This window comes from Oceanobacillus sp. FSL W7-1304, from assembly GCF_037969805.1.
In the GTDB taxonomy this organism is placed as follows: Bacteria; Bacillota; Bacilli; order Bacillales; family Amphibacillaceae; genus Oceanobacillus; species Oceanobacillus profundus.
Genome location: NZ_CP150211.1, coordinates 2,212,269 through 2,231,779, shown reverse-complemented (window position 1 = coordinate 2,231,779; position 19,511 = coordinate 2,212,269). Strand labels below are relative to the sequence as shown.

Below are 19,511 nucleotides of genomic sequence, written 5' to 3'. Positions count from 1 at the left end.
GTTATTATTTTTTTGTCTATATACATAGTAATTCTATGTATATAGACTTACAATGTATTGGAGGGATATAGATGGATGTTCAAGTGACGAAAAGAGATTGGCCATTTTTGCTTATATGTGTAGGACTTGGAATACTTGCAGAACTTAGTTTTTTCCATGAAGAAATTGGCTTGTCATACCTCGTTTTCATCGCAGTGTTTTATGCTGTGTTTTTCTTAAGGATTAGCATACCGTTTCAGCGTCGCAGAATTGGTTTACTGCTTATGGCTGCTGTTTGGCTGCTGGCAGGGAGTTATCTTTTTTACAATAGTACCTTATTTTATCCTTTGAATTTAGTTGTGATACCTGCTCTCGTTTTCTTTCATCTGATTATGATCACGAGTCAGAACAAGATTGTCTGGAGTAAACCTGCGTTTTTAATCCTATTAATAATGAAATTAAAAGAAGCAATTCAATATAGCACGAGATTTTGTATAGGAACAGTTAAACCAATGGACGAAGGAGCAGGTAAAACAATAAAACGTATTGTAATTGGTTTGATAACAGGTATTCCATTATTGTTAGTTATTATTGGGTTGTTAATGTCAGCGGATAAAGTATTTCAGGATATGATTCTAAAATTGCCGTCGTTTATTATACGATTTAATTTTACGGAAGAGCTGCTCCGTCTGATCGTTGTTATTGTTCTTTCTCTTTTATTCTTCGGTATTTTTCAGGTACTGCCTAGAAGAACTGAAATAGAAACGAATAATGTTATGAATCCAGAAAAAAAGCATATATATTGGGATAGTGTTATTGTTGTAACGATCTTAGCGATGCTAAATCTGGTCTACGCCATATTTGTAGCTATACAGTTTGCGTATTTTTTCGGTGGAGGATTACAGGCCGAACTTACTTATGCAGAGTATGCGAGAAAAGGATTCTTTGAATTGCTGCTTGTAACGCTAATTAATTGGACATTGCTGATTTTCGTTTTGAAGCGCGTAAATACTCCGAATAAAGCTATGAAGCTCACATTAAAGATACTCAATACCTTGCTTATTATAGTGAGTGGTGTAATGCTGGTTTCTGCATTTGGACGTTTAAGTATGTATGAAGCTGCTTATGGGTTTACTGTGGACCGAATTTTAGCGCATGCATTTATGATCTTTCTTATGGTAATTTTTGCATATACCTTTATTCGGGTATGGGTCGAGCGGTTAGCGATATTACATTTCTATCTCATCACGAGTTTATTATTTTATGTCGTGTTAAATGTTATCCATATCGAACAACTTATTGTTACAAATAATTTAGAGCGCTATGAACAAACGGAAAAAATTGATATTTATTATCTGAGCACCTTATCATATACCGGAATAGAGGGACTAATCGAACTGTATAAAATAGAGCCTGATTATCCAGAACTGCAACGTTTGCTGAGAATAGAGCAACGAAAACTAGAAATGAAACAGCCGGATTCCTGGCAAACATTTAATTTTAAGAAGCAAGAAGTAATTGAAAAAATTCAACGTTTGGATTTGGAAGTATAGGGAGGTCTAGCACAGTGCAAAACGTAATACCGAAGCATGTTGCTATTATCATGGATGGAAACGGAAGGTGGGGGAAGAAGAGAGGTCTGACAAGGAGTCAAGGCCATTATGCAGGGGCTCAGGCAATGGAGCGAATGATCGATGCCAGTATTGAGTTAGGCATCCAGATACTGACGCTGTATGCATTTTCATCAGAGAACTGGAGACGGCCAAAAGACGAAGTTAATTACCTCATGCGCTTACCAGTGAAATTTCTCAAACAAAAGCTGCCAGAGTTTATGAAGAGAGATATTAAAATACTAGTATCAGGTAACATAGAAGCTCTTCCGAAAGCTACAAGAAGAGCGCTGGATGATTCTGTTGAAGCAACAAAAAATAATGCTGGCTTGATTGTGAACTTCGCTTTCAATTATGGAGGGAGAGATGATATCCTCCAAGCTGTTCATAAAGTAATTTATGAGGTTCAGCATAATCATGTGGAATTAGAAAAGTTAGACGAATCGCTGTTCCAGCGGTTTTTATATACGAAGGAACTGCCAGATCCAGAATTAGTCATACGTACAGGCGGAGAGAAGCGGATGAGTAATTTCCTGTTATGGCAATGCTCGGCATCAGAGCTATACTTTAGTGACATGTTATTCCCAGATGTAAATAAGCAGTTATTAGAAGATGCAATTGGTATGTTGCAAAAACGGTATTCTTTCGTCTGAAAAACACCCAAAACAGTGTGAGATAAGCTGTTTTGGGTGTTTTTTTGTGTTAGATTGTAAGGCCGCCAATCAACTTTGTAAAGTGAAGGGAAGCTTAAATTATATTTTTAGTGGGACCATATTAAACGAAGGTTCCATGATATCTATATGATTTCCATCTGCATAAAAATCTGCAAGCTTTCCTTTGTATACGAGCTGAAAATTGCCTACTTCCTGAATATCGTGAGGAGTTATTAAAGATACTGGCTTCGAGAAATCCAGAATATCACATTCCTTTAAAACAGATGCAACAAATTGCGAACAAAAAAATGCCTTTTCTCTGTTAATAGGCTTGTTTAAAATAACCCCAAATAAACCTAAGAAATTATAGCGATATTGCTCTTTTTCAGCTTCTATCTTTTGTAGATATGCATTAATTTTTTGAAGCTGATCTTCATTAACTGTACAGCTATAAATAGCTGCACTTGCATGCTTGAATAGACCTGATCGCATATTTTCCTGAACAAATCCGCCAATGAGAGGGTTTCGAGGTTTTTTCCTGCCGAAACTATATGCATTTACTAACTGGGGATCAAAGGAAATGGATGCGTGGTTATATGGTTTTTTGGTATATGATTTTATTAATCTAGTAAAAACAGTTCCTGTATCGGTTAAAAGTATATATAAATTCTTTTCGTTCATTATTAATCGCCCCTAAATTCATCATGAAACATTCAACTGCTGCCACCTTATAGACGAAATAAGATATACATAAGTTTCACTTTTTATTGTTAATCTTTCTTAATAGTAATGCAGAATACATAATCCCATAAGCAGCTTGAGTAATATTTCACCCTAGGTCTGGAGGCGTAGTCTAAGTTTTGCTGACAGCACACTTACGAAAACGGGACAAAAGTATGTATTTATAAGGAATAATCCTTGTTCAATTGACATATGTATGTTAGAGTTGGAGATACTATAAACAGAAACGGAGGTTTTCCTTGTGGCAACTATCAGACTTCGAATCCAAGGATTGAACAATTAATTGAATATGTTCAGCTCTGCCTGTGCGCAGAGTAAATGGGATTGGTCTGTCTTTTCATAAGGAAAACTTTTATATGAGGTTGTTCAAAAGGTCTGGTAAAAATGACGCTTCGAGAGCAAATGATCTTCGACTAACTACCGACACGTCCTGTGTCGAATGTCGAAGTCACCACTTCCTGTGGAAGCCCGGTACGGGGAGCTATGCCGCCTCGAACTTCTTGGTCCTTTTTATCCTCCTTTTGACCACATATTATATACGGTTTTTTATGCAGAAAAGAAGGGGAGTAGTCTACCTTCTTTTTTGCTGTCTGAAAGTGTAGCTGCTTTCGCGATGAAGGCAATTAAATATCCCTTTACAAAGCGCAGGCAGAAGTCTGTGCTTTATTAAAATTGGAGGAAATTAAATGAATAAAAAAGCGATATTAGTTGGTGTTAATATTTCTAAGCAGGAAGAAGAGTTTGCTTATTCCATGGAAGAATTGGGGAATTTGGCGGAAGCTTGTCATATTGATACAGTCGGGGAACTGAGGCAGAATTTGAATCGAATCAACCAAGGCTACTATCTTGGTACAGGTAAAATGGATGAATTGAAAGAAATGGCTGAAGCAGAAGATGCCGATATGCTTATCTTTGATGATGAATTATCCCCTTCGCAAATCCGAAATATTGAGGAAGCAACGGAATGTCAGGTTGTTGACCGCACGATGCTGATTTTGGAAATTTTTGCGAACCGAGCTAAAACGAGGGAATCAAAGCTTCAAGTAGAAGTAGCTCGCCTCAAATATATGCTGCCGCGATTAATTGGCAGCCGTGAATCACTTGGTCGTCAAGGCGGTGGATCTGGTTTGATTAACCGAGGGTCTGGTGAAACAAAGCTTGAGACGGACCGTCGTAAAATTGAAGAACAGATTGCTAAATTAAATCGCGAGCTGGAAAACCTCGTCAATCAACGGAAAACACAGCGGAAACAGCGTGAAAAAAATGATGTACCTGTCGTCTCGCTTGTTGGCTATACAAATGCAGGAAAATCAACAACAATGAATGCTGTATTAGATATTCATCAGACGGGAATAGATAAACAAGTATTTGAAAAGGATATGCTTTTTGCAACGTTAGAAACCTCGGTGCGAAAGGTTGAGCTGGAAACAAATCAAACCTTCCTGCTAACGGATACGGTAGGATTTATTAATAAACTTCCACATCATCTTGTAAAAGCATTTCGCTCTACATTGGAAGAAGTCATCGAAGCAGACCTTCTGATTCATGTATTGGATGTATCGAATCCGAATTATGAAGAGCATTGCAGGCTAACACATGAAATTTTAGCTGCGATTGGAGTTACAGATATACCGATGATCTATGCCTATAATAAAGCAGATCAAACGGAAATGAATTATCCAGTAGTTGAGAACAATCGCATTTATTTGTCTGCCAAAAAGCGTACCGGTATTCGTGAATTACTCGATTTGATTAAAGTGAATATTTTTAAAGACAATGTGATTTGTGAGTTGTTAATACCTTATTCTGAAGGACAGATTGTATCCTATCTAAATGACCAAGCAAATATTCTTGAGGAAGCGTTTGAAGAAAAGGGAACTAGGTTAAGAGTAGAATGTAAGCCTTCAGATGCAGAAAGATTTAAGCAGTATCTAATCGATGCGGATAGATAAGTAGGAATTAAAACATGAGAAAGTGGTGAATCACATGACATTATCAAACACACAAGTAGTTGATAAAGCAAGAGAGCATGGACTCTATATCACACCAGGATCTTTGAAGTACAATGAATCGGGCCTTGACTTTCAAGTGGTATTCGCAACAGATGAAAAGGGGGACCATTGGGTATTGCGCTTTCCGCGACGTAGTGATGTCATCCCATCTGCCAAACAAGAAAAGAGAATACTTGATTTAGTCGTACCTGAGATTGCCTTTCAAGCGCCGAAATGGGAGATTTTTTCCGATGAATTAATTGCTTATAAACTTTTAATTGGAATACCAGCAGGAACGATTGATCCAGAAAAGAAAGCATATGTATGGGAGATTGATGAAAAAAATCTGCCAAAGGCTTACGTAGAAACATTAGGGAAGGCTATGGCTGAATTGCATCAAATAAATCACGAAAAGGTTAAAGAAGCAGGTTTAACGGTGCAAACGGCGGAAGAAATTAGAGATGTAATGCGTAAGAGGATGGGAAAAGTAAAGGCAACATTTGGAGTAAGTCAACCGCTTTGGGACCGTTGGCAAAAATGGCTTTCGAATGACTCGATCTGGCCGCAGCAAACTACCTTCATCCATGGTGATTTGCACCCTGGGCATATTTTAATTGATGAAAACGCTCGTGTAACTGGGTTTATTGACTGGACCGAGGCAAAAGTGGATGATCCAGCAACCGATTTTGTATCCCACTTAATGGCGTTTGGTGAGGATTCGCTTAAACAATTAATTGATGCATATGAACGCGCTGGAGGAAATGTTTGGCCAAATTTGTTTGACCATGTGGTCGAGCTTCAAGCAGCATATCCAGTTGGAATTGCTGAGTTTGCAGAGAAATCAGGTCTAGACGATATGATGGAAATGGCGAAGCAGTCGCTCGGTGTAGGCAATGAATAAAGGAAACAAGGAAATATGTCCCCGCTAGTTTATACTGGCGGGGGCTTTTTCGCATTCAGACAGAAGCGAATTATCTGTCATGAAATTCCCCCAGCTTCTGTTTGAAAATCTCCCTAAACTTCTCTCTATCATCATGGGTAAAAGCTTTCGGCCCTTTTGTACGTTGCCCACTTTTTCTAGCCATGGCACTCAAGTATCTTGTTTGCAGGAGCTGATCAATATTGTCATTCGTATAGATAAATCCTTTATGGTGCAACACAATACATCCTTTTGCAAGGCCAAGTGATGCTAAACCGTAATCCTGTGTGACGATGAAATCGCCCTTTTCTGCAAGCTTCATAATGCGGTAGTCAGCTGCATCTGCACCTGAATCAACATAAATGGTTTCAACACCAGCGGGGTTTTCGGTACGGGAAAAATGCGACAGGCTTGTGACTAAAATAACTGGAATTTTAACAATACCAGCCTCTTTCATAATGACATCCTTTACTGGGCATGCATCTGCATCAACATATATTTTCATTTTTTTCGCTCCTTAATTGATTGTGATAATAAGCGGATATCCTGTATTTGTCAACTAAAATATAATTTACTATTTATATTAATATGCACTTTACAATAGTGTGCAACATACACTATAATGAATTTAGGAGTTGATAACATGAGCGATGAAAAAGAACACTTAGATAAATTAATGCAGGAATTGCGCCGGGGAACGATTACGATTGGGGTATTAAGTCAGCTTTCAAATCCTCAATATGGATACTCTCTCGTCACAATGCTCGCAGAGAAGGGAATTCAAGTTGAACCAGGGACATTATATCCATTGCTAAGAAGGCTGGAAAAACAAGGGTTGCTTGATAGTAAATGGGATACGAATGAAGCTAGACCACGTAAGTATTATCTGTTAAGTGAAACTGGGAAAAATGTGTATGATTTGCTTGTCGTTGAATGGAAAGGCATTGTTGAAAGCCTTAATCATGTAATTGAAAATAAAGGAGATGATGAAAATGGAGATGGTTGATCGGTATATCTATGCGGTTACGCAAAAGTTACGACAGGATCAAAGGGAAGATATTGCGAAAGAACTGCGTAGTTTAATTGAAGATATGCTGGAGGAACGTGTTGGAAGTAGAGACATTAGCGATAAAGATGTTGAAGAGGTTCTACTGGAATTAGGAACCCCAAGAAAATTGGCAGATAAATACCGTGGCGCAAAAAAGTATCTAATTGGACCAGAGCTTTTTGATTCGTATTTGATTGTCTTGAAAATTGTACTTGTAACAGTTGCTTCCATATTAGGCGTAATATTTGTTGTGCAAACCATACTCGATCCTGTTTTGATACTCGATCATTTTGTTGATTTAATTGTATCGACCGTAACTGGAATTCCGATGGCTTTTGCCTGGACGACATTTGGATTTGCACTTCCGGAGTATCTCGGTGCCTATCTAGCGAAGGATATCCAAATTGATATGGAATGGAAACCATCTGACTTGCCGCCTATACCAGATGAAAAACGACAAATTAAACGTGGAGAATCAATTGCTGGGATTATATTTTACGCTATATTTATCGTCATTTTAGCATTTTCAAGTGATTATTTCGGTGTATGGGTATTTCATGATGGATTTTCAGGAGTTGTTCCATTTCTAAATGAAAGAACATATGGTATGTATTTATTGTTTATCCTGCTTATATTTGGCTTTGGTATTATCAAAGAGTGTTTGAAGCTTGTCTCTGGAAAATGGACATATAAGCTAGCAGGGTATACGTTGATATTGAATGCAATCTCTATGGCTGTCATTTTGCTTATGGTTAATGGACCAACCTTCTGGAACCCTGATTTTATGCATGAGTTAGCTCAGGCTGGTGTTGTCACAGCTGGCAGTGAGGAGTATGAAGTCGGACAGAAAATCTGGGAACAATCTACATTTTGGATTTTCGTATTGCTTGTCATTGGATTAATCTGGGATGCGATAGATGGAATTATTCGAGCCCGGAAAAAATAAAGGAAATGTATATTTTAAGACACAGAATGGTTTATAGCCATTCTGTGTCTTTTAAAATTTCCCTTTTATAGACGTAGCAAAGTCTTGACTCAACAAGGAATACATATACATATCATCAAATTTACCACAGGTATATTCATAATTTCTCAGTAACCCTTCTCTCACAAATCCCTGTTTCTCTGCTAGCTTTATTGAAGCTATATTAGGTGGTTCTATTAAGGCTTGGATCCGCTGGAGTTTCAATTGTTCAAATCCATATGCTATGACAGCCCCAAGCGCTTCACTTGCAATACCCTTTCCCCAATAATTTCTATGTAATTCGTAACCAATTTCACTTCGATAATGCTGTGAAGCAATATTAAGAAAGCCGCAGCTGCCAATAACCACACCTTCTTCTTTTAATGTAATTCCCCATCTAATCCCTGTTTTTTGTTTTAAGGTCGATTGATACCATGAGATTTCATCAAAAGCTTCTTCTATTGTTTGAAAAGGTTCAAGACCGTAGTGTTTCATTACTTCTGTATCCGAAAGGTATGCCAACATGCTAGCTGCATCTGTTTCTTTAATTTCTCGTAATCTTAACCGGGATGTTTCAAGTATTGGAAAGGAATTCATAGCAATATTCATAAAAATTACTCCTATTTTTATTTAGATTTAATAACTCTAATTTTACCATAATACTGAAAAATGTTACTGACTATATTGCAATTATCTAATTTAAGTAATATACTAAGTTACACGAGTAATGCACTAGTTTAGAGAGGGGGTTGCAGGATTGATTCTTAATGCGAATGGCTCCAAGCCAATCTATATTCAAATTTCTGAATGGATTGAAACGGAAATACTGAATGGCAACCTTACAAAAGATGATAAAGTTTATTCGCAATATAAGCTTGCGGAGTTATTTACCATTAATCCAGCAACAGCAGCCAAAGGATTAAACCTTCTGGCTGATGAAGGAATTCTGTATACGAAACGAGGTCTCGGGAAGTTTGTGACAGCTGATGCACTCACAATCATTATGAATAAACGAAAGAACCAGACATTAAAAGGTTTGCTCCAGGAGGTTGCTTTGGAGGCCGAACGATTATATGTTACGGAAAATGAATTAGTGGAAATGCTTAGGCAAATTATGAAAGAGCGCAAGGGGGATTCGCGGTGAATGTAGTGGAGTGTAAAGATTTAACCAAAAAACAGGGACAGCTAAACGCTTTAAATGACCTATCAATTACAATTAAAGAGAATACGATAACTGGATTGATTGGACGTAACGGGGCAGGGAAGACAACGCTTTTAAAAATTCTTGCAGGGTATTGGTATGAAACAGCAGGAGAAGTCCGCGTATTTAATGAACAGCCTTTTCAAAGTCTCTTCGTATCTGCGAATGTGATTTATGTGGATGATCAAATGAGTTTCTCAGGAAGATTAACCTTAGCAGATATTTTAAAGGAAGCTAATAGGTTTTATCCGAAATGGGATGCTAAACTTGCGGAGCGCCTATTTGACTATTTTTCTTTTCAACCAAATCAAATACACATTCATTTGTCAAAAGGAAAGAAAAGTACCTTTAATATGATTATTGGCTTGGCATCGAGATGTGCGTTGACCATGTTTGATGAGCCAACAACTGGAATGGATGCCTCCGTTAGAAAGGATTTCTATCGTGCACTGTTAAAAGACTATTTAGCTCATCCGAGAACGATTATTATTTCCAGTCATCATTTAGAGGAAATTGAGGATTTACTAGAGGATGTTTTATTGATTGAACAAGGGAAAAAATATTTCCATCTTTCCATGGATGAACTGAAGGAATACGCTGTTGGCCTAACGGGAAGAACTGAGATTATTGAACAGTGGACTGCAAATAAGGAAGTCATTTATAGCAGGCAGATAGGAAAGGATACAACGTATTGTGTTGCAAAGCGGGATTACATTCCGTTAGAGCAGGCGAAACAGCTTGGGATAGAGGTATCCTCTATAGCTGCTAGTGATCTATGTGTCTACTTAACTCGTAAACAGAAGGGCGGTATTGATGATGTCTTTAAATAAAATGAGTTTAGGAGTGATTGTGAAAAAGCAATTTCAATATAAATTGAAGGCATATGCTAGTGTGTTTAGCTCATTGGTTGTCCTGCAAATCATTGCGATTCTTTTTTCACTTGGAGGCAATGGATCAAGTGGTTCGTATAATAATAACTTATCTATTAATACGACACTCTATACCAATACAAGCGTACTTATATTAACAATGCTCTGGATTGTCATTCATGCGATTATGATAACAACTAAAGCTGAACGGGAGAATGGATTTACGTTTGTGTCCAATCAATTAAGTAATAATCTGTCTAATGCTTTGTTTTTATTGTTGGCAAGTGTTCTGGGTGGGATCACTACTATTTTAGCAAGTTTTTTACTGCGTGTTATTGTTTATTTTTTCATTGATACGAATCCAATTATAGGAACTGGATTTACGTATCAGTTAAGTGATGTGCTTATCGGAATCGTTGCTATGATATTCTATTTAATACTTTTAGGCTCATTTGGTTATCTATTAGGAATGATTACACAGCTGCACCGCATGCTTCCGGTAATTGTACCAGTTTTAGTAATAGGGATGATCATTACCATTGCACAAACCGAGTCAGATGTAATTATTAGGTTCAGTGAATTTTATTATCAAGAAACGAATGCGTTATTTTTTATCTTAAAAATTCTCGTAACGTCAATACTCTGTTTTATTGGTGCAATTCTAGTTTCGAGTCGTTTGGAGGCGAGAAGATGAGTATGATTTCAATGCTTCTTCCATTAGTTATTTCTGTTTTCATTATCGTGATGATTGCAGTAGCTGCTGGGAAGTTAAGTAAATTGTTTACTGCTAAAAGGGGATATTGGATGCTTTTCGGGTACTCCCTGCTGTTAATTATTTCTGTTGGAGTTTATTATTTTTCAGCGGTTTCAGAGGAAGAGGGTGTCCAATCTAAGGATTTCGATATGAATCGTGATGATCTATACAATGTGCTCTATGATGGAGCACCTATAGAATCCTACCAAAAGTATCTAGAAAAAGAATGGGAATTTCCATATGAGGGAGATACGCTTTATTTTGATTATTTAGGTGACGATATGAATACGATAAATGTTGCTGTTGAAAGATACGATGGAAATTCAATCGAAGCCTCTTTTTATCAAACACCCATTTATGTTAATGGTGAAAATGTACGAGAATACATGAACCCGATTGATCTTCAGCTGTACTCAGATCAGTTGGTCATTGAATTGGCGGAATCAAGGGAATTAAGATTTTCCTCCTTTGCAAAAGAATTTCCGATGCAGCAATTTAGGGAGGGAAATGATGATATGTGGAGTGGTTATGAAATAGATTGGGGAACCCAACTGCTTTATTTACGTATTCCTAATGGGATTAAGACTAGTAGTAACTATGATATTTATATTGAATATGTAAGTGAATGAAGATAGAAACGTGATACGTATTTTAGTATCGCGTTTTTATCTTGCTGGATAACTATAAGTCTTGGATGATATAGATAACTTTGGAAGCAATGCAAAGTAACCGTTTATCCTTAAATCAAAAATGAAAGATGCCTCTGTATTTTTGATTGCAACTATATACTCAAACGAATTTTTATCTTTTGTTCAATCAAAAGTGATAGAAAAGAAAGTAATGAAATTAGGTTTACGTTGATGAACATGATAGAGAATGTATTTATTAATACCCACTCTGCTCATTAATAGGAACGGAGGCTTCTTTTGTTACTTTGGATTAATTGGATATACAACGCACTACACTATATTGAGCTAATTGTTGAGGAACTAGTAACTAGTAGTTAAGATAAATCATTTGGGCAATTTACTTTACCTTAAAAGTAAATAATTTATTTATAGAGAAAATAATCAACAACACACTCTGTTTTGATTGTTTTCTTAAACATTATTTTTTAATATTTTAAGTTATTTATATGTTTTCGGTTGCTTAAATACCTTGATATGACTCATCTTTTTGAGTTTAACTATAACAATTTCTAAGTAAAGGATAACGAAAACTCTGTAAAGGATAACAAAAACTCTGTAAAGGATAACAAAAACTAAGTATCTATCTATAACGATTTCTGAGCGAACTATAACAAAAACTGAGTAAAAGGGTTAACTATAACAATTTCTAAGTGAAGTATAACAAAAGCTAAGTGGAAGCGTTAACTATAACAAAAACTGAGTAAAAGAGAAGAAAAGCCGAGCAAACTATAACTACTTATGAGTGAATTAACTATAACGAAAAGTAAAAATAATCTAATTTTATAAAATTAAAACAATTTATTTTGGTTATCTGTTTTATAACTTTTTAATGGATGATAGCTTAATGTTTTTGTTATTTATCTATATTTAATAAAAGGAGAATATATATGGCTTCAAGAGGAATTAGTGAAACAAATATCATAACTAAATCCAATAAATTAGTTGAGGCTTCATATAATTTAACGGAAGTCGAACAAAAAATTATCTTGACTTTAATTAGTTTGGTACAACCAACAGATAAAGAATTTCAACCGTATATGTTCTCTATTAAAGACTTTATAAAGATGATCGGTGGAAATAGTAATACGAGATATAAAGAATTGGAGGAAATTACTAGAAATCTATTATCAAAAACATATGAAGTCCGATTTGAGGACACACTGTCCCAGGTGCAATGGCTATCACAAGCTGATTATAATTATAAAAAGGGGACTATTCAACTTACACTACATCGTTTTTTTAGACCTTACTTATTACAATTGAAAAGGGAATTTACATCCTATCAATTTAAAAATGTTAGTAAAATGAAAGGACGGTATTCGATAAGGATATATGAACTATTAAAACAATACGAAAGGTTAAAAGAAAGAACATTTGATTTAAATGAATTACAACATAGAGTTGGTGCATCAGATATATATCCGGCTTATGGTAATTTTAAGCAGAGAGTATTAGTTCCTGCTCAAAAACAGATTAATATGAAGTCTGATATATCGATTGATATTAAAGAAATTAAACATGGTCGAGCAGTTAAAAAAATTAAATTTTTCATTGAATCGAAAGAGGCTTATATTGGTATTCTACCAAAAGTAGTATCTGATAATACAGAGGATTACAAAAAACAAAAAGTGAAAGTAATACAAACTAATCCCGTCGAGGAACTAGACCTGTTTAATGTTTTAGAAGAGGATAATATCTTAGAAGTACATAATTTAGCAATTGAAATAGGATTTAGTGTAAAAAGAACGGTTATCAAAGAATGGTTGAAATTTGGGAAGAAAAAAGTAATAAATGTCATGGAGTCCATTCGGTACAACAAAAAAATTCAAAATCCAATTGGTTTTATCTTCAGTCAGTTGAAAAAAGAAGAGGAAGAAATCGAGGATGTAATAGAGATTAACCTATCGCAACGGGTAATACGAGAACTAATAGCAGAGTTTACACCTAATTCAAAAGCAGTAAAAATGGATTTATTACCAGATTGGATGATTGAAAGGAGGGCCATTCCCTTATTTACTAAAGTGATGTCGGAAGAAGAAGCAAAACAATTATGGAATGATAAAAAAGATGAAATATATAAAGTGATAAATAAAAAAAGGGAAATGATGGTTTATTAACCCGCCAGCAGAAAACCCCCAAGGGAATAAGGAATAATTGGTGGTTTCCTTCGGATAGCTTTTTATATCATGAAGCTAGATACCTATGCAATTTAACAAATTTAAGTTACAGTCATACCTCCTTTGTATTAACCAATTAAAGCGAATAATAAGGAGGATCCTTATAAGCAAAGTACAGGGGTGATCATAGTGTTTATTCTCCAATGCTATTACAGAAAACGATTAAATCATTTGTTTATATATCCCCTCGCAATGAACTTATTACCAAATTTCCTAACCACTATATACTCCGGCTAATGAGTTGAGAAGAATAGGAATATGTCCTTATAACCCAATGGTAGAAACTGTTTTACATTTATAGTAAACGCTTTGAGCCTCTTGTCATAGCTTTTGTTAATCTGTATGGAGAATCTGCATTTAAAAACGAAACTGAATTTAAATAAAGGCCAAGTAAAAAATCATCTTTGTAAAATTATTACTATTTCATTTTTAACTACTACCCCCCTGCCCAATAAAAATGTCCAATCTTTATTGGGCATTTTTATTGGGAAAGAAAAGCAGAGTCTCTTTCTTGTTTTATTCCTATACTACAAATAGATATACATAAATTAGAAATTATATCCCTTTGTAGTAATTGAATATAAAAATATTAAAATGGAGCGAAATAGTAAGTAAGGGTACTAAAGGACTTTTAAATGAAAGGGGAAGATTGGATGGACCTCTCAAATACGAAATTAGTTTTATCGCTCATTAACGAAAGGCTTCAGAACAAATATCAACAATATATATACTCTTTATGGCTAATGCTTACCACGAATGATCAAAGATGGGTTGAACAGTTAGAACAAGATGAAAAGTCTTATAATGATGAAATATCTTCACCTAATCTGATTCATTTAATTCGATTATTACAAAAAGACCGTAACATGGATCTATTATCTAAAAGGCAAATATCATGTCTTTACAATGAAATGCTTGAGTTATCGTTAAATCCATCTCTTCAACATAGGTACACCAAACTCTGGAACGAAGCTCACTATGTAATTGCAACGAATAAAACTGAATTTAAGGGGAAAAAATTAACAGAACAACAAGTTTTAAGAATTCTAGAAACGGAACAAAATAATAGTCAGAGAGAAGAGTTATGGTACCAATATATGAAGGTTGGAGATGAGTTGCAAAGTGGTCTAATAGAATTAGTAAATATCAGAAATAAGATCGCAAAAGAAAAAGGGTTTGAAAACTTTTATGATTTAAAATTAAGCAGCCAAGGTTTAGACAAAATAGAACTAAACTCCATTATTACTGGGATTAGAACCAATCTAGATGGAGAATATAGATACATTAAAAAGAATATAGATAAACAATTACAGGACAAATTTAATATAAAACAATTGTATCCTTGGCACTATCCACATCCATTTTTTCAGGAAGTAAATCTTAGCTATCTAGAAGACCCAGCTATAACAGTAAAAACTGTAACGAGTAAATTAACTAATTGGTTTCAAGAAATTGGGTTAGATATAAAAGACATCTTAAAGAATAGCGATATTTCAGCCAATGAAGATAAAAGCGCTGCTAATTTTTGTCTGAATATTGATCGAGATAAAGATGTTCGAATATCCGCTCATTATCACCAAAACCAAAAATCACTTTCACTTCTTTTGCATGAACTTGGCCATGCTGTTTATGAGTATAACGTTAACATGGATTTACCATTCATCTTAAAAAAATCCTCTGAGATTTTCATGAGTGAAGCAAGCGCTATATATTTTGAAAGGTTAGTTTTTAAAAAGAGTTGGTATCGGAATGTTATTTCAAATGAAGGAACACTATCAGATAAATTTATTGGTCAACGAGATTTTGTCAGTCATCTTCTTGTTAAAGTTTATTGGACAATGACAATGACAATATTTGAACAGGAGTTATATCGTAATCCGAATCAAGATCTTAATCGTTTATGGTGGGATATTGTTGGTGAAGTACAAAGAATAGAAAAGCCAATTAAATGGGATATACCAGTATGGGCTGTTAAGCCACATCTTACAACTTTACCCGCCTATTATCATAACTATTTACTAGGTGAGATCATTGCTTCCCAAATTGGCAATAACATGGAAAGAAAGTATAGATCATCTCATTCAACAGAAGGAATACAATACTTGAAGGAAAACATCTTTTGGTTTGGCCACTCAAAAAGTTGGAGAAATATATTAAAGTCCTCCTTCCAGGATCAGTTAAATCCGGGTTACTTAATCTATGATATTAAACAGTTACTGGAGAATGAGATGTAATGAAATTAAACTCAAGATACTTTAATGATGTTCGGTATAATTCAAATCAAAACACTATAAAAAAAACAAGTATAGATTCTACTAAACTAATCAATGAAATTTACTGGTATTTAAAACTGCCCAAATCACTACAAAGATATCTCCCTAAGATTGTCAACTATTCTGATAGGTTGGAAAATGCCTTTATAGAGATGGAGTATATACATTGGCCAACTGTATCTGAATTGTTTTTGAATGAAGAACTACCAATTCAGGATTGGAAAAGTACTATTCTTCCTAAGATAGATCATATTTTAGAAGTATTTTCTCAATACCAAGCGACTGTTAAGTATGAGGATTTATCCTCCATGTACATTACTAAATCAATTTCCCGATTAAAGCGTTTCATTGAACAGAATAGCACAGCTTATGGTATATACAAAAGGGGTTATCTAAATGTCAACGGAAAATTGATGCAATGCCCGATGCGTTATCTTGAAGAAAATAGTGAATTATTATCCTTTATTATAAATCAGGCCCAGCCAAGTATCATACATGGAGATTTATGTTTCTCAAATATTTTCTTTAATACTTCAACAAAGGAAGTAAAATTGATAGATCCAAGAGGGAGTTTTGGAAGGGCTGGTATACACGGGGATCAAAATTACGATATAGCTAAAATTAAACATAGTTTATCAGGGTATGATCACATTATATCGGATAAGTTTCAGTTAATAATTAGAGGGATGGGGCTTGATTTTCAGATTAACCAGTCACCTTATCACCAAAAAATAAATGAAATATGGACAAGTTATTATCATAATGACCAAAGTATTAATGTAATAGAGGCATTATTATTCTTATCTATGATTCCTTTACATAAGGGAAATTACAAAAAGCAACTTACGATGTATGCACTTGGAGTATCATTGCTCGACAAATCAGATGCTGAAAGGAGAAGTATATGAGGATTGTAATAGACTTGGATGGAACAATTTGTGAATTGAAAAAACCAAATCAACGATATGAGGATGTATTACCAAAAGATGGAGCGATACAAATAATTAATCAGTTAAAAAAGGAAGGCCATGAGATTATTATTTATACTGCTCGTAATATGAAAACCTTTAAGGGAAACTTAGGAAAGGTAAATGCCAATATTGGCAAAATAACAATTGATTGGTTAAACCATTACGATATTAAGTATGATGAAATATTATTTGGAAAACCATATGGCGATATATACATTGATGATTTAGCAATGAAATTCACTTCTTGGCATGAAGTTGAAACAAACTTGATGAAAGGTAATTATATATGAATATAGTCATCCCTTTAGCGGGCAAAGGGACTCGCTTTAAACAGGCAGGGTATACTGAACCAAAAGTATTAATTGATGTTTTAGGTAAGCCAATGTTTTATTGGGCGCTTGAAGGAATTAAGGATTTATTAGATGAATATCGAGTTACATTTATTTGTCTTGATCATCATCTCAATAGCACTGAGTTAAAGAAGAAAATTTACGATATTTGCCCCGATGCAATTATAGTATCGTTACACGAGTATACACATGGTCAAACTGAAACAGTCTTAAAAGCGGAAGCCTTTTTTAAAAAAGATGAACCACTCTTAATATTTAATGGAGATACGTATCAACAATGTTCGAATATCCGTACTAAGCTATATAACTCGATCAAAGGTATGGTTTTTGTATTTGAATCTAAAGATGATTCTTTTAGCTATGTCGACGTAGATAATAACAATAATATTTTGACTATAAAGGAGAAAAAGGTTATTTCAAAGTATGCAACAACAGGTCTATACTACTTTCCAAACACAGAGCAATTTTTAACTATAGCTAAGGAAAACAGTGATCTTTTTAAGGATATAAAGCAAGAATACTATATATCTATGGTAATTGAAAAAATGCTAAATCTGGGTACCCAATTTGAGTCAGTAAAAGTGGAAAAATGTTATACGTTCGGAAATCCATCAGAAATTGAAAAGTTCATAAAAAAATATGAATGAAGGTGAAAATGTGATTAATTATAAAATATTTATAGGACTAAGCGGAGGCCTAGGCCCTTTATCAAGGACCTTTCCCATAGCTGAGGAGTGTTCTAAATCAGGTATGGAAGTATGTTTTAGTATATATGACGAAAGTGCTGTTAAGATTATTGAAAGTGCTGGTTATAAAGTATTGATGGATGATGATCCAACAATGCCAAGAAAGGAATTTTTATTAAATCCTACCAGTACATTTTATAATCTCGATCAATACTATGCACAAATGGGGCTGTTAGATCCTAAATTTACAGATAGTTGGATAGCACATCGAATAAATATGTTAACCCGATATAAACCAGACCTTGTAATTACAGATTTAAGCCCAAACACAATGATAGCAGCTAAATTTTTAGGTATTCCTACATTATCTATTGTTCAGAGTTGTCTTCACCCTGATGGAATGCCGTTTCATGATGAGGTCCCACGTAATTTACCAAAAGTGACTACGATTATTAATAATATTTTAAAAAAGCTAGATATGAATCCCATAAATAGAATAGAAGAATTATCCATTGGTACAAAAACAATTGTTCCAAGCTTTCCTGAAATCGATCCTATCTTTTCTAAAGATATTGAATATGTTGGACCTATAAGTATGAACTTTATTCATTATGGGAATACCGTCCCTGATAAAGAGCGATACGTCTTAGTATACCCAGGGAGACTTCAGGATACTACGGGTGAAACAGGACTAAAAATAATAGAACAAGTAACACAAGTGAGCAAAAAATTACCAGAGTTGCACTTTGTTATAGCTTCAACTGAAAAAGACCATCAAATGTTTACATGGGAATTGCCGAAAAATGTATCTTTGATTCCGTATTTTAATGAATATTTGTTAAGAAAAGCAAGTTTGTTTATTCACCATGGTGGTCATGGCAGTTGTTTATCTTCCATTGTAACTTCCACGCCATCACTTGTCCTTCCAACCCACAGCGAGCGTTTTTTTAATGCGAAACAGATTGCAAATTATAAATTTGGTGATTATATCATTCCTGACACAACCACAATCAATCAATTATCAAATATGATCGAATTTATGGTTAATGATCCTTCCTATCAAAATAACATAAGACTCTTTCAAAAAGAGATTAAAAGTAGAGATTATAAGGGGGAAATAAAGGTATTTGATATTGTATGTTCATTATTAAAAAGCGAGCAGAGTAAATTATGATTTATGGAATTGGAATAGATATCCAGGATATATCAAAATTTGAGGAAACGCTAAACAGAAGCAATCCACATTTTATTCAAAGAGTTTTCACAAAGAGAGAGAGAGAGTATGCAAAAGAATTAGATATAAATCAAACTTTAGCAGGGAAATGGGCTGTGAAGGAAGCTTTTTTAAAAGCAATTGGAAAAGGCATAACCAATCTAAGATCATTAAAAAATATAGAGGTAGATAATCTTCCAAATGGCAAACCACATATTAATTTATACAGTGACCTAAGGGACAAATTGAGTGACTTAGAATACAAGATTGACGTAAGTATTTCACATTCTGGTAACTATGCAGTTGGACTTGTTGTTATTAGTCGAAAACTATAAGCCAATGTTTTATTCCTAATGGGAAAAAACGGAGCATAGAAAAAATTATTATATTGTATGGGACCACCTATTACAGATATTGATGGAT

General features: G+C 34.6%; 20 protein-coding genes. 17 read left to right on the top strand and 3 right to left on the bottom strand.

The genetic code is table 11. The features are described from left to right. Positions 1-71 precede the first annotated feature (71 nt). The gene (locus NYE61_RS11305; protein WP_095312117.1) at positions 72-1,532 is read left to right on the top strand and encodes a DUF4173 domain-containing protein; all 1,461 of its coding nucleotides are present in this window, start codon (positions 72-74) and stop codon (positions 1,530-1,532) included. Between the two features lie 14 nt (positions 1,533-1,546). Next, positions 1,547-2,242, top strand: a complete 696-nt coding sequence (locus NYE61_RS11300; RefSeq protein ID WP_240033765.1) for an isoprenyl transferase — start codon at positions 1,547-1,549, stop codon at positions 2,240-2,242. A 99-nt stretch (positions 2,243-2,341) separates the two neighbouring features. Here NYE61_RS11300 and NYE61_RS11295 read toward each other — a convergent pair whose 3' ends face one another. Then, positions 2,342-2,923 carry a hypothetical protein gene (locus tag NYE61_RS11295; protein ID WP_095312120.1) on the bottom strand — a complete coding sequence of 194 codons (582 nt, stop codon included), beginning with the start codon at positions 2,921-2,923 and terminating at the stop codon, positions 2,342-2,344. 746 nt (positions 2,924-3,669) lie between these two features. On the opposite strand from NYE61_RS11295, the gene hflX reads away from it, so the two are divergent. Both hflX and NYE61_RS11285 read left to right on the top strand, forming a co-directional pair. Next, complete coding sequence (gene hflX, locus NYE61_RS11290) at positions 3,670-4,935, top strand: GTPase HflX (RefSeq protein WP_095312124.1); 1,266 nt, start codon at positions 3,670-3,672, stop codon at positions 4,933-4,935. Between the two features lie 34 nt (positions 4,936-4,969). Then, entirely contained in the window at positions 4,970-5,875 is a 906-nt protein-coding gene (locus NYE61_RS11285) for a macrolide 2'-phosphotransferase (protein ID WP_303448301.1), read from the top strand. Positions 5,876-5,945: 70 nt separating this feature from the next. On the opposite strand, the gene NYE61_RS11280 is transcribed toward NYE61_RS11285, so the two are convergent. Beyond that, the gene (locus NYE61_RS11280; protein ID WP_303448302.1) at positions 5,946-6,398 is read right to left on the bottom strand and encodes a YaiI/YqxD family protein; all 453 of its coding nucleotides are present in this window, start codon (positions 6,396-6,398) and stop codon (positions 5,946-5,948) included. 138 nt (positions 6,399-6,536) lie between these two features. Between NYE61_RS11280 and NYE61_RS11275 the strand changes: the two genes are divergently transcribed. Together NYE61_RS11275 and NYE61_RS11270 are read left to right on the top strand one after the other, a co-directional pair. Beyond that, positions 6,537-6,899, top strand: a complete 363-nt coding sequence (locus NYE61_RS11275) for a PadR family transcriptional regulator (protein WP_095312130.1) — start codon at positions 6,537-6,539, stop codon at positions 6,897-6,899. After that, positions 6,886-7,887 carry a hypothetical protein gene (locus NYE61_RS11270; RefSeq protein WP_303448303.1) on the top strand — a complete coding sequence of 334 codons (1,002 nt, stop codon included), beginning with the start codon at positions 6,886-6,888 and terminating at the stop codon, positions 7,885-7,887. The genes NYE61_RS11275 and NYE61_RS11270 overlap by 14 nt, the downstream gene beginning before the upstream one ends. A gap of 51 nt (positions 7,888-7,938) precedes the next feature. Here NYE61_RS11270 and NYE61_RS11265 read toward each other — a convergent pair whose 3' ends face one another. Next, positions 7,939-8,514, bottom strand: coding sequence for a GNAT family protein (locus NYE61_RS11265; protein ID WP_303448304.1), 576 nt, complete (start codon positions 8,512-8,514; stop codon positions 7,939-7,941). A gap of 148 nt (positions 8,515-8,662) precedes the next feature. Here NYE61_RS11265 and NYE61_RS11260 point away from each other — a divergent pair, with 148 nt between their 5' ends. From NYE61_RS11260 to acpS, 11 genes are all read left to right on the top strand, one after another. Further along, on the top strand, positions 8,663-9,049 hold the full coding sequence (locus tag NYE61_RS11260; protein WP_303448305.1) for a GntR family transcriptional regulator: 387 nt from the start codon (positions 8,663-8,665) through the stop codon (positions 9,047-9,049). Next, positions 9,046-9,936, top strand: a complete 891-nt coding sequence (locus tag NYE61_RS11255) for an ABC transporter ATP-binding protein (protein WP_095312140.1) — start codon at positions 9,046-9,048, stop codon at positions 9,934-9,936. The genes NYE61_RS11260 and NYE61_RS11255 overlap by 4 nt, the downstream gene beginning before the upstream one ends. Further along, positions 9,920-10,669: a hypothetical protein gene (locus NYE61_RS11250; protein ID WP_339315488.1), complete on the top strand. Its 750-nt coding sequence runs from the start codon at positions 9,920-9,922 to the stop codon at positions 10,667-10,669. Before NYE61_RS11255 ends, NYE61_RS11250 begins: the two co-directional genes overlap by 17 nt. Continuing rightward, entirely contained in the window at positions 10,666-11,358 is a 693-nt protein-coding gene (locus NYE61_RS11245) for a hypothetical protein (RefSeq protein WP_303448307.1), read from the top strand. Before NYE61_RS11250 ends, NYE61_RS11245 begins: the two co-directional genes overlap by 4 nt. A 947-nt stretch (positions 11,359-12,305) precedes the next feature. Continuing rightward, positions 12,306-13,535, top strand: a complete 1,230-nt coding sequence (locus NYE61_RS11240; protein WP_303448308.1) for a replication initiation protein — start codon at positions 12,306-12,308, stop codon at positions 13,533-13,535. A gap of 695 nt (positions 13,536-14,230) precedes the next feature. Further along, on the top strand, positions 14,231-15,829 hold the full coding sequence (locus tag NYE61_RS11235; RefSeq protein WP_303448309.1) for a M3 family metallopeptidase: 1,599 nt from the start codon (positions 14,231-14,233) through the stop codon (positions 15,827-15,829). Further along, positions 15,829-16,776: a hypothetical protein gene (locus NYE61_RS11230; protein WP_303448310.1), complete on the top strand. Its 948-nt coding sequence runs from the start codon at positions 15,829-15,831 to the stop codon at positions 16,774-16,776. The genes NYE61_RS11235 and NYE61_RS11230 overlap by 1 nt, the downstream gene beginning before the upstream one ends. Beyond that, a complete protein-coding gene (locus NYE61_RS11225; RefSeq protein ID WP_095312157.1) occupies positions 16,773-17,129 on the top strand; it encodes an HAD hydrolase family protein in 357 nt (118 codons plus the stop codon). The genes NYE61_RS11230 and NYE61_RS11225 overlap by 4 nt, the downstream gene beginning before the upstream one ends. Beyond that, the gene (locus NYE61_RS11220; protein ID WP_095312160.1) at positions 17,126-17,836 is read left to right on the top strand and encodes a sugar phosphate nucleotidyltransferase; all 711 of its coding nucleotides are present in this window, start codon (positions 17,126-17,128) and stop codon (positions 17,834-17,836) included. The genes NYE61_RS11225 and NYE61_RS11220 overlap by 4 nt, the downstream gene beginning before the upstream one ends. Continuing rightward, positions 17,829-19,049, top strand: a complete 1,221-nt coding sequence (locus NYE61_RS11215) for a nucleotide disphospho-sugar-binding domain-containing protein (protein ID WP_303448311.1) — start codon at positions 17,829-17,831, stop codon at positions 19,047-19,049. Before NYE61_RS11220 ends, NYE61_RS11215 begins: the two co-directional genes overlap by 8 nt. Then, complete coding sequence (gene acpS, locus NYE61_RS11210) at positions 19,046-19,423, top strand: holo-ACP synthase (protein WP_118889216.1); 378 nt, start codon at positions 19,046-19,048, stop codon at positions 19,421-19,423. Before NYE61_RS11215 ends, acpS begins: the two co-directional genes overlap by 4 nt. Positions 19,424-19,511: the final 88 nt, after the last annotated feature.

Excerpts from the sequence above, each read along its gene's own strand:
- NYE61_RS11220 (WP_095312160.1), top strand. The coding sequence starts at position 17,126 with ATGAATATAGTCATCCCTTTAGCGGGCAAAGGGACTCGCTTTAAACAG.
- NYE61_RS11270 (WP_303448303.1), top strand. The coding sequence starts at position 6,886 with ATGGAGATGGTTGATCGGTATATCTATGCGGTTACGCAAAAGTTACGA.
- NYE61_RS11230 (WP_303448310.1), top strand. The coding sequence starts at position 15,829 with ATGAAATTAAACTCAAGATACTTTAATGATGTTCGGTATAATTCAAAT.
- NYE61_RS11275 (WP_095312130.1), top strand. The coding sequence starts at position 6,537 with ATGAGCGATGAAAAAGAACACTTAGATAAATTAATGCAGGAATTGCGC.
- NYE61_RS11225 (WP_095312157.1), top strand. The coding sequence starts at position 16,773 with ATGAGGATTGTAATAGACTTGGATGGAACAATTTGTGAATTGAAAAAA.
- NYE61_RS11265 (WP_303448304.1), bottom strand. The coding sequence starts at position 8,514 with ATGAATATTGCTATGAATTCCTTTCCAATACTTGAAACATCCCGGTTA.
- NYE61_RS11245 (WP_303448307.1), top strand. The coding sequence starts at position 10,666 with ATGAGTATGATTTCAATGCTTCTTCCATTAGTTATTTCTGTTTTCATT.
- NYE61_RS11285 (WP_303448301.1), top strand. The coding sequence starts at position 4,970 with ATGACATTATCAAACACACAAGTAGTTGATAAAGCAAGAGAGCATGGA.
- NYE61_RS11280 (WP_303448302.1), bottom strand. The coding sequence starts at position 6,398 with ATGAAAATATATGTTGATGCAGATGCATGCCCAGTAAAGGATGTCATT.
- NYE61_RS11295 (WP_095312120.1), bottom strand. The coding sequence starts at position 2,923 with ATGAACGAAAAGAATTTATATATACTTTTAACCGATACAGGAACTGTT.
- NYE61_RS11305 (WP_095312117.1), top strand. The coding sequence starts at position 72 with ATGGATGTTCAAGTGACGAAAAGAGATTGGCCATTTTTGCTTATATGT.
- acpS (WP_118889216.1), top strand. The coding sequence starts at position 19,046 with ATGATTTATGGAATTGGAATAGATATCCAGGATATATCAAAATTTGAG.
- NYE61_RS11250 (WP_339315488.1), top strand. The coding sequence starts at position 9,920 with ATGATGTCTTTAAATAAAATGAGTTTAGGAGTGATTGTGAAAAAGCAA.
- NYE61_RS11240 (WP_303448308.1), top strand. The coding sequence starts at position 12,306 with ATGGCTTCAAGAGGAATTAGTGAAACAAATATCATAACTAAATCCAAT.
- hflX (WP_095312124.1), top strand. The coding sequence starts at position 3,670 with ATGAATAAAAAAGCGATATTAGTTGGTGTTAATATTTCTAAGCAGGAA.
- NYE61_RS11235 (WP_303448309.1), top strand. The coding sequence starts at position 14,231 with ATGAAAGGGGAAGATTGGATGGACCTCTCAAATACGAAATTAGTTTTA.
- NYE61_RS11215 (WP_303448311.1), top strand. The coding sequence starts at position 17,829 with ATGAATGAAGGTGAAAATGTGATTAATTATAAAATATTTATAGGACTA.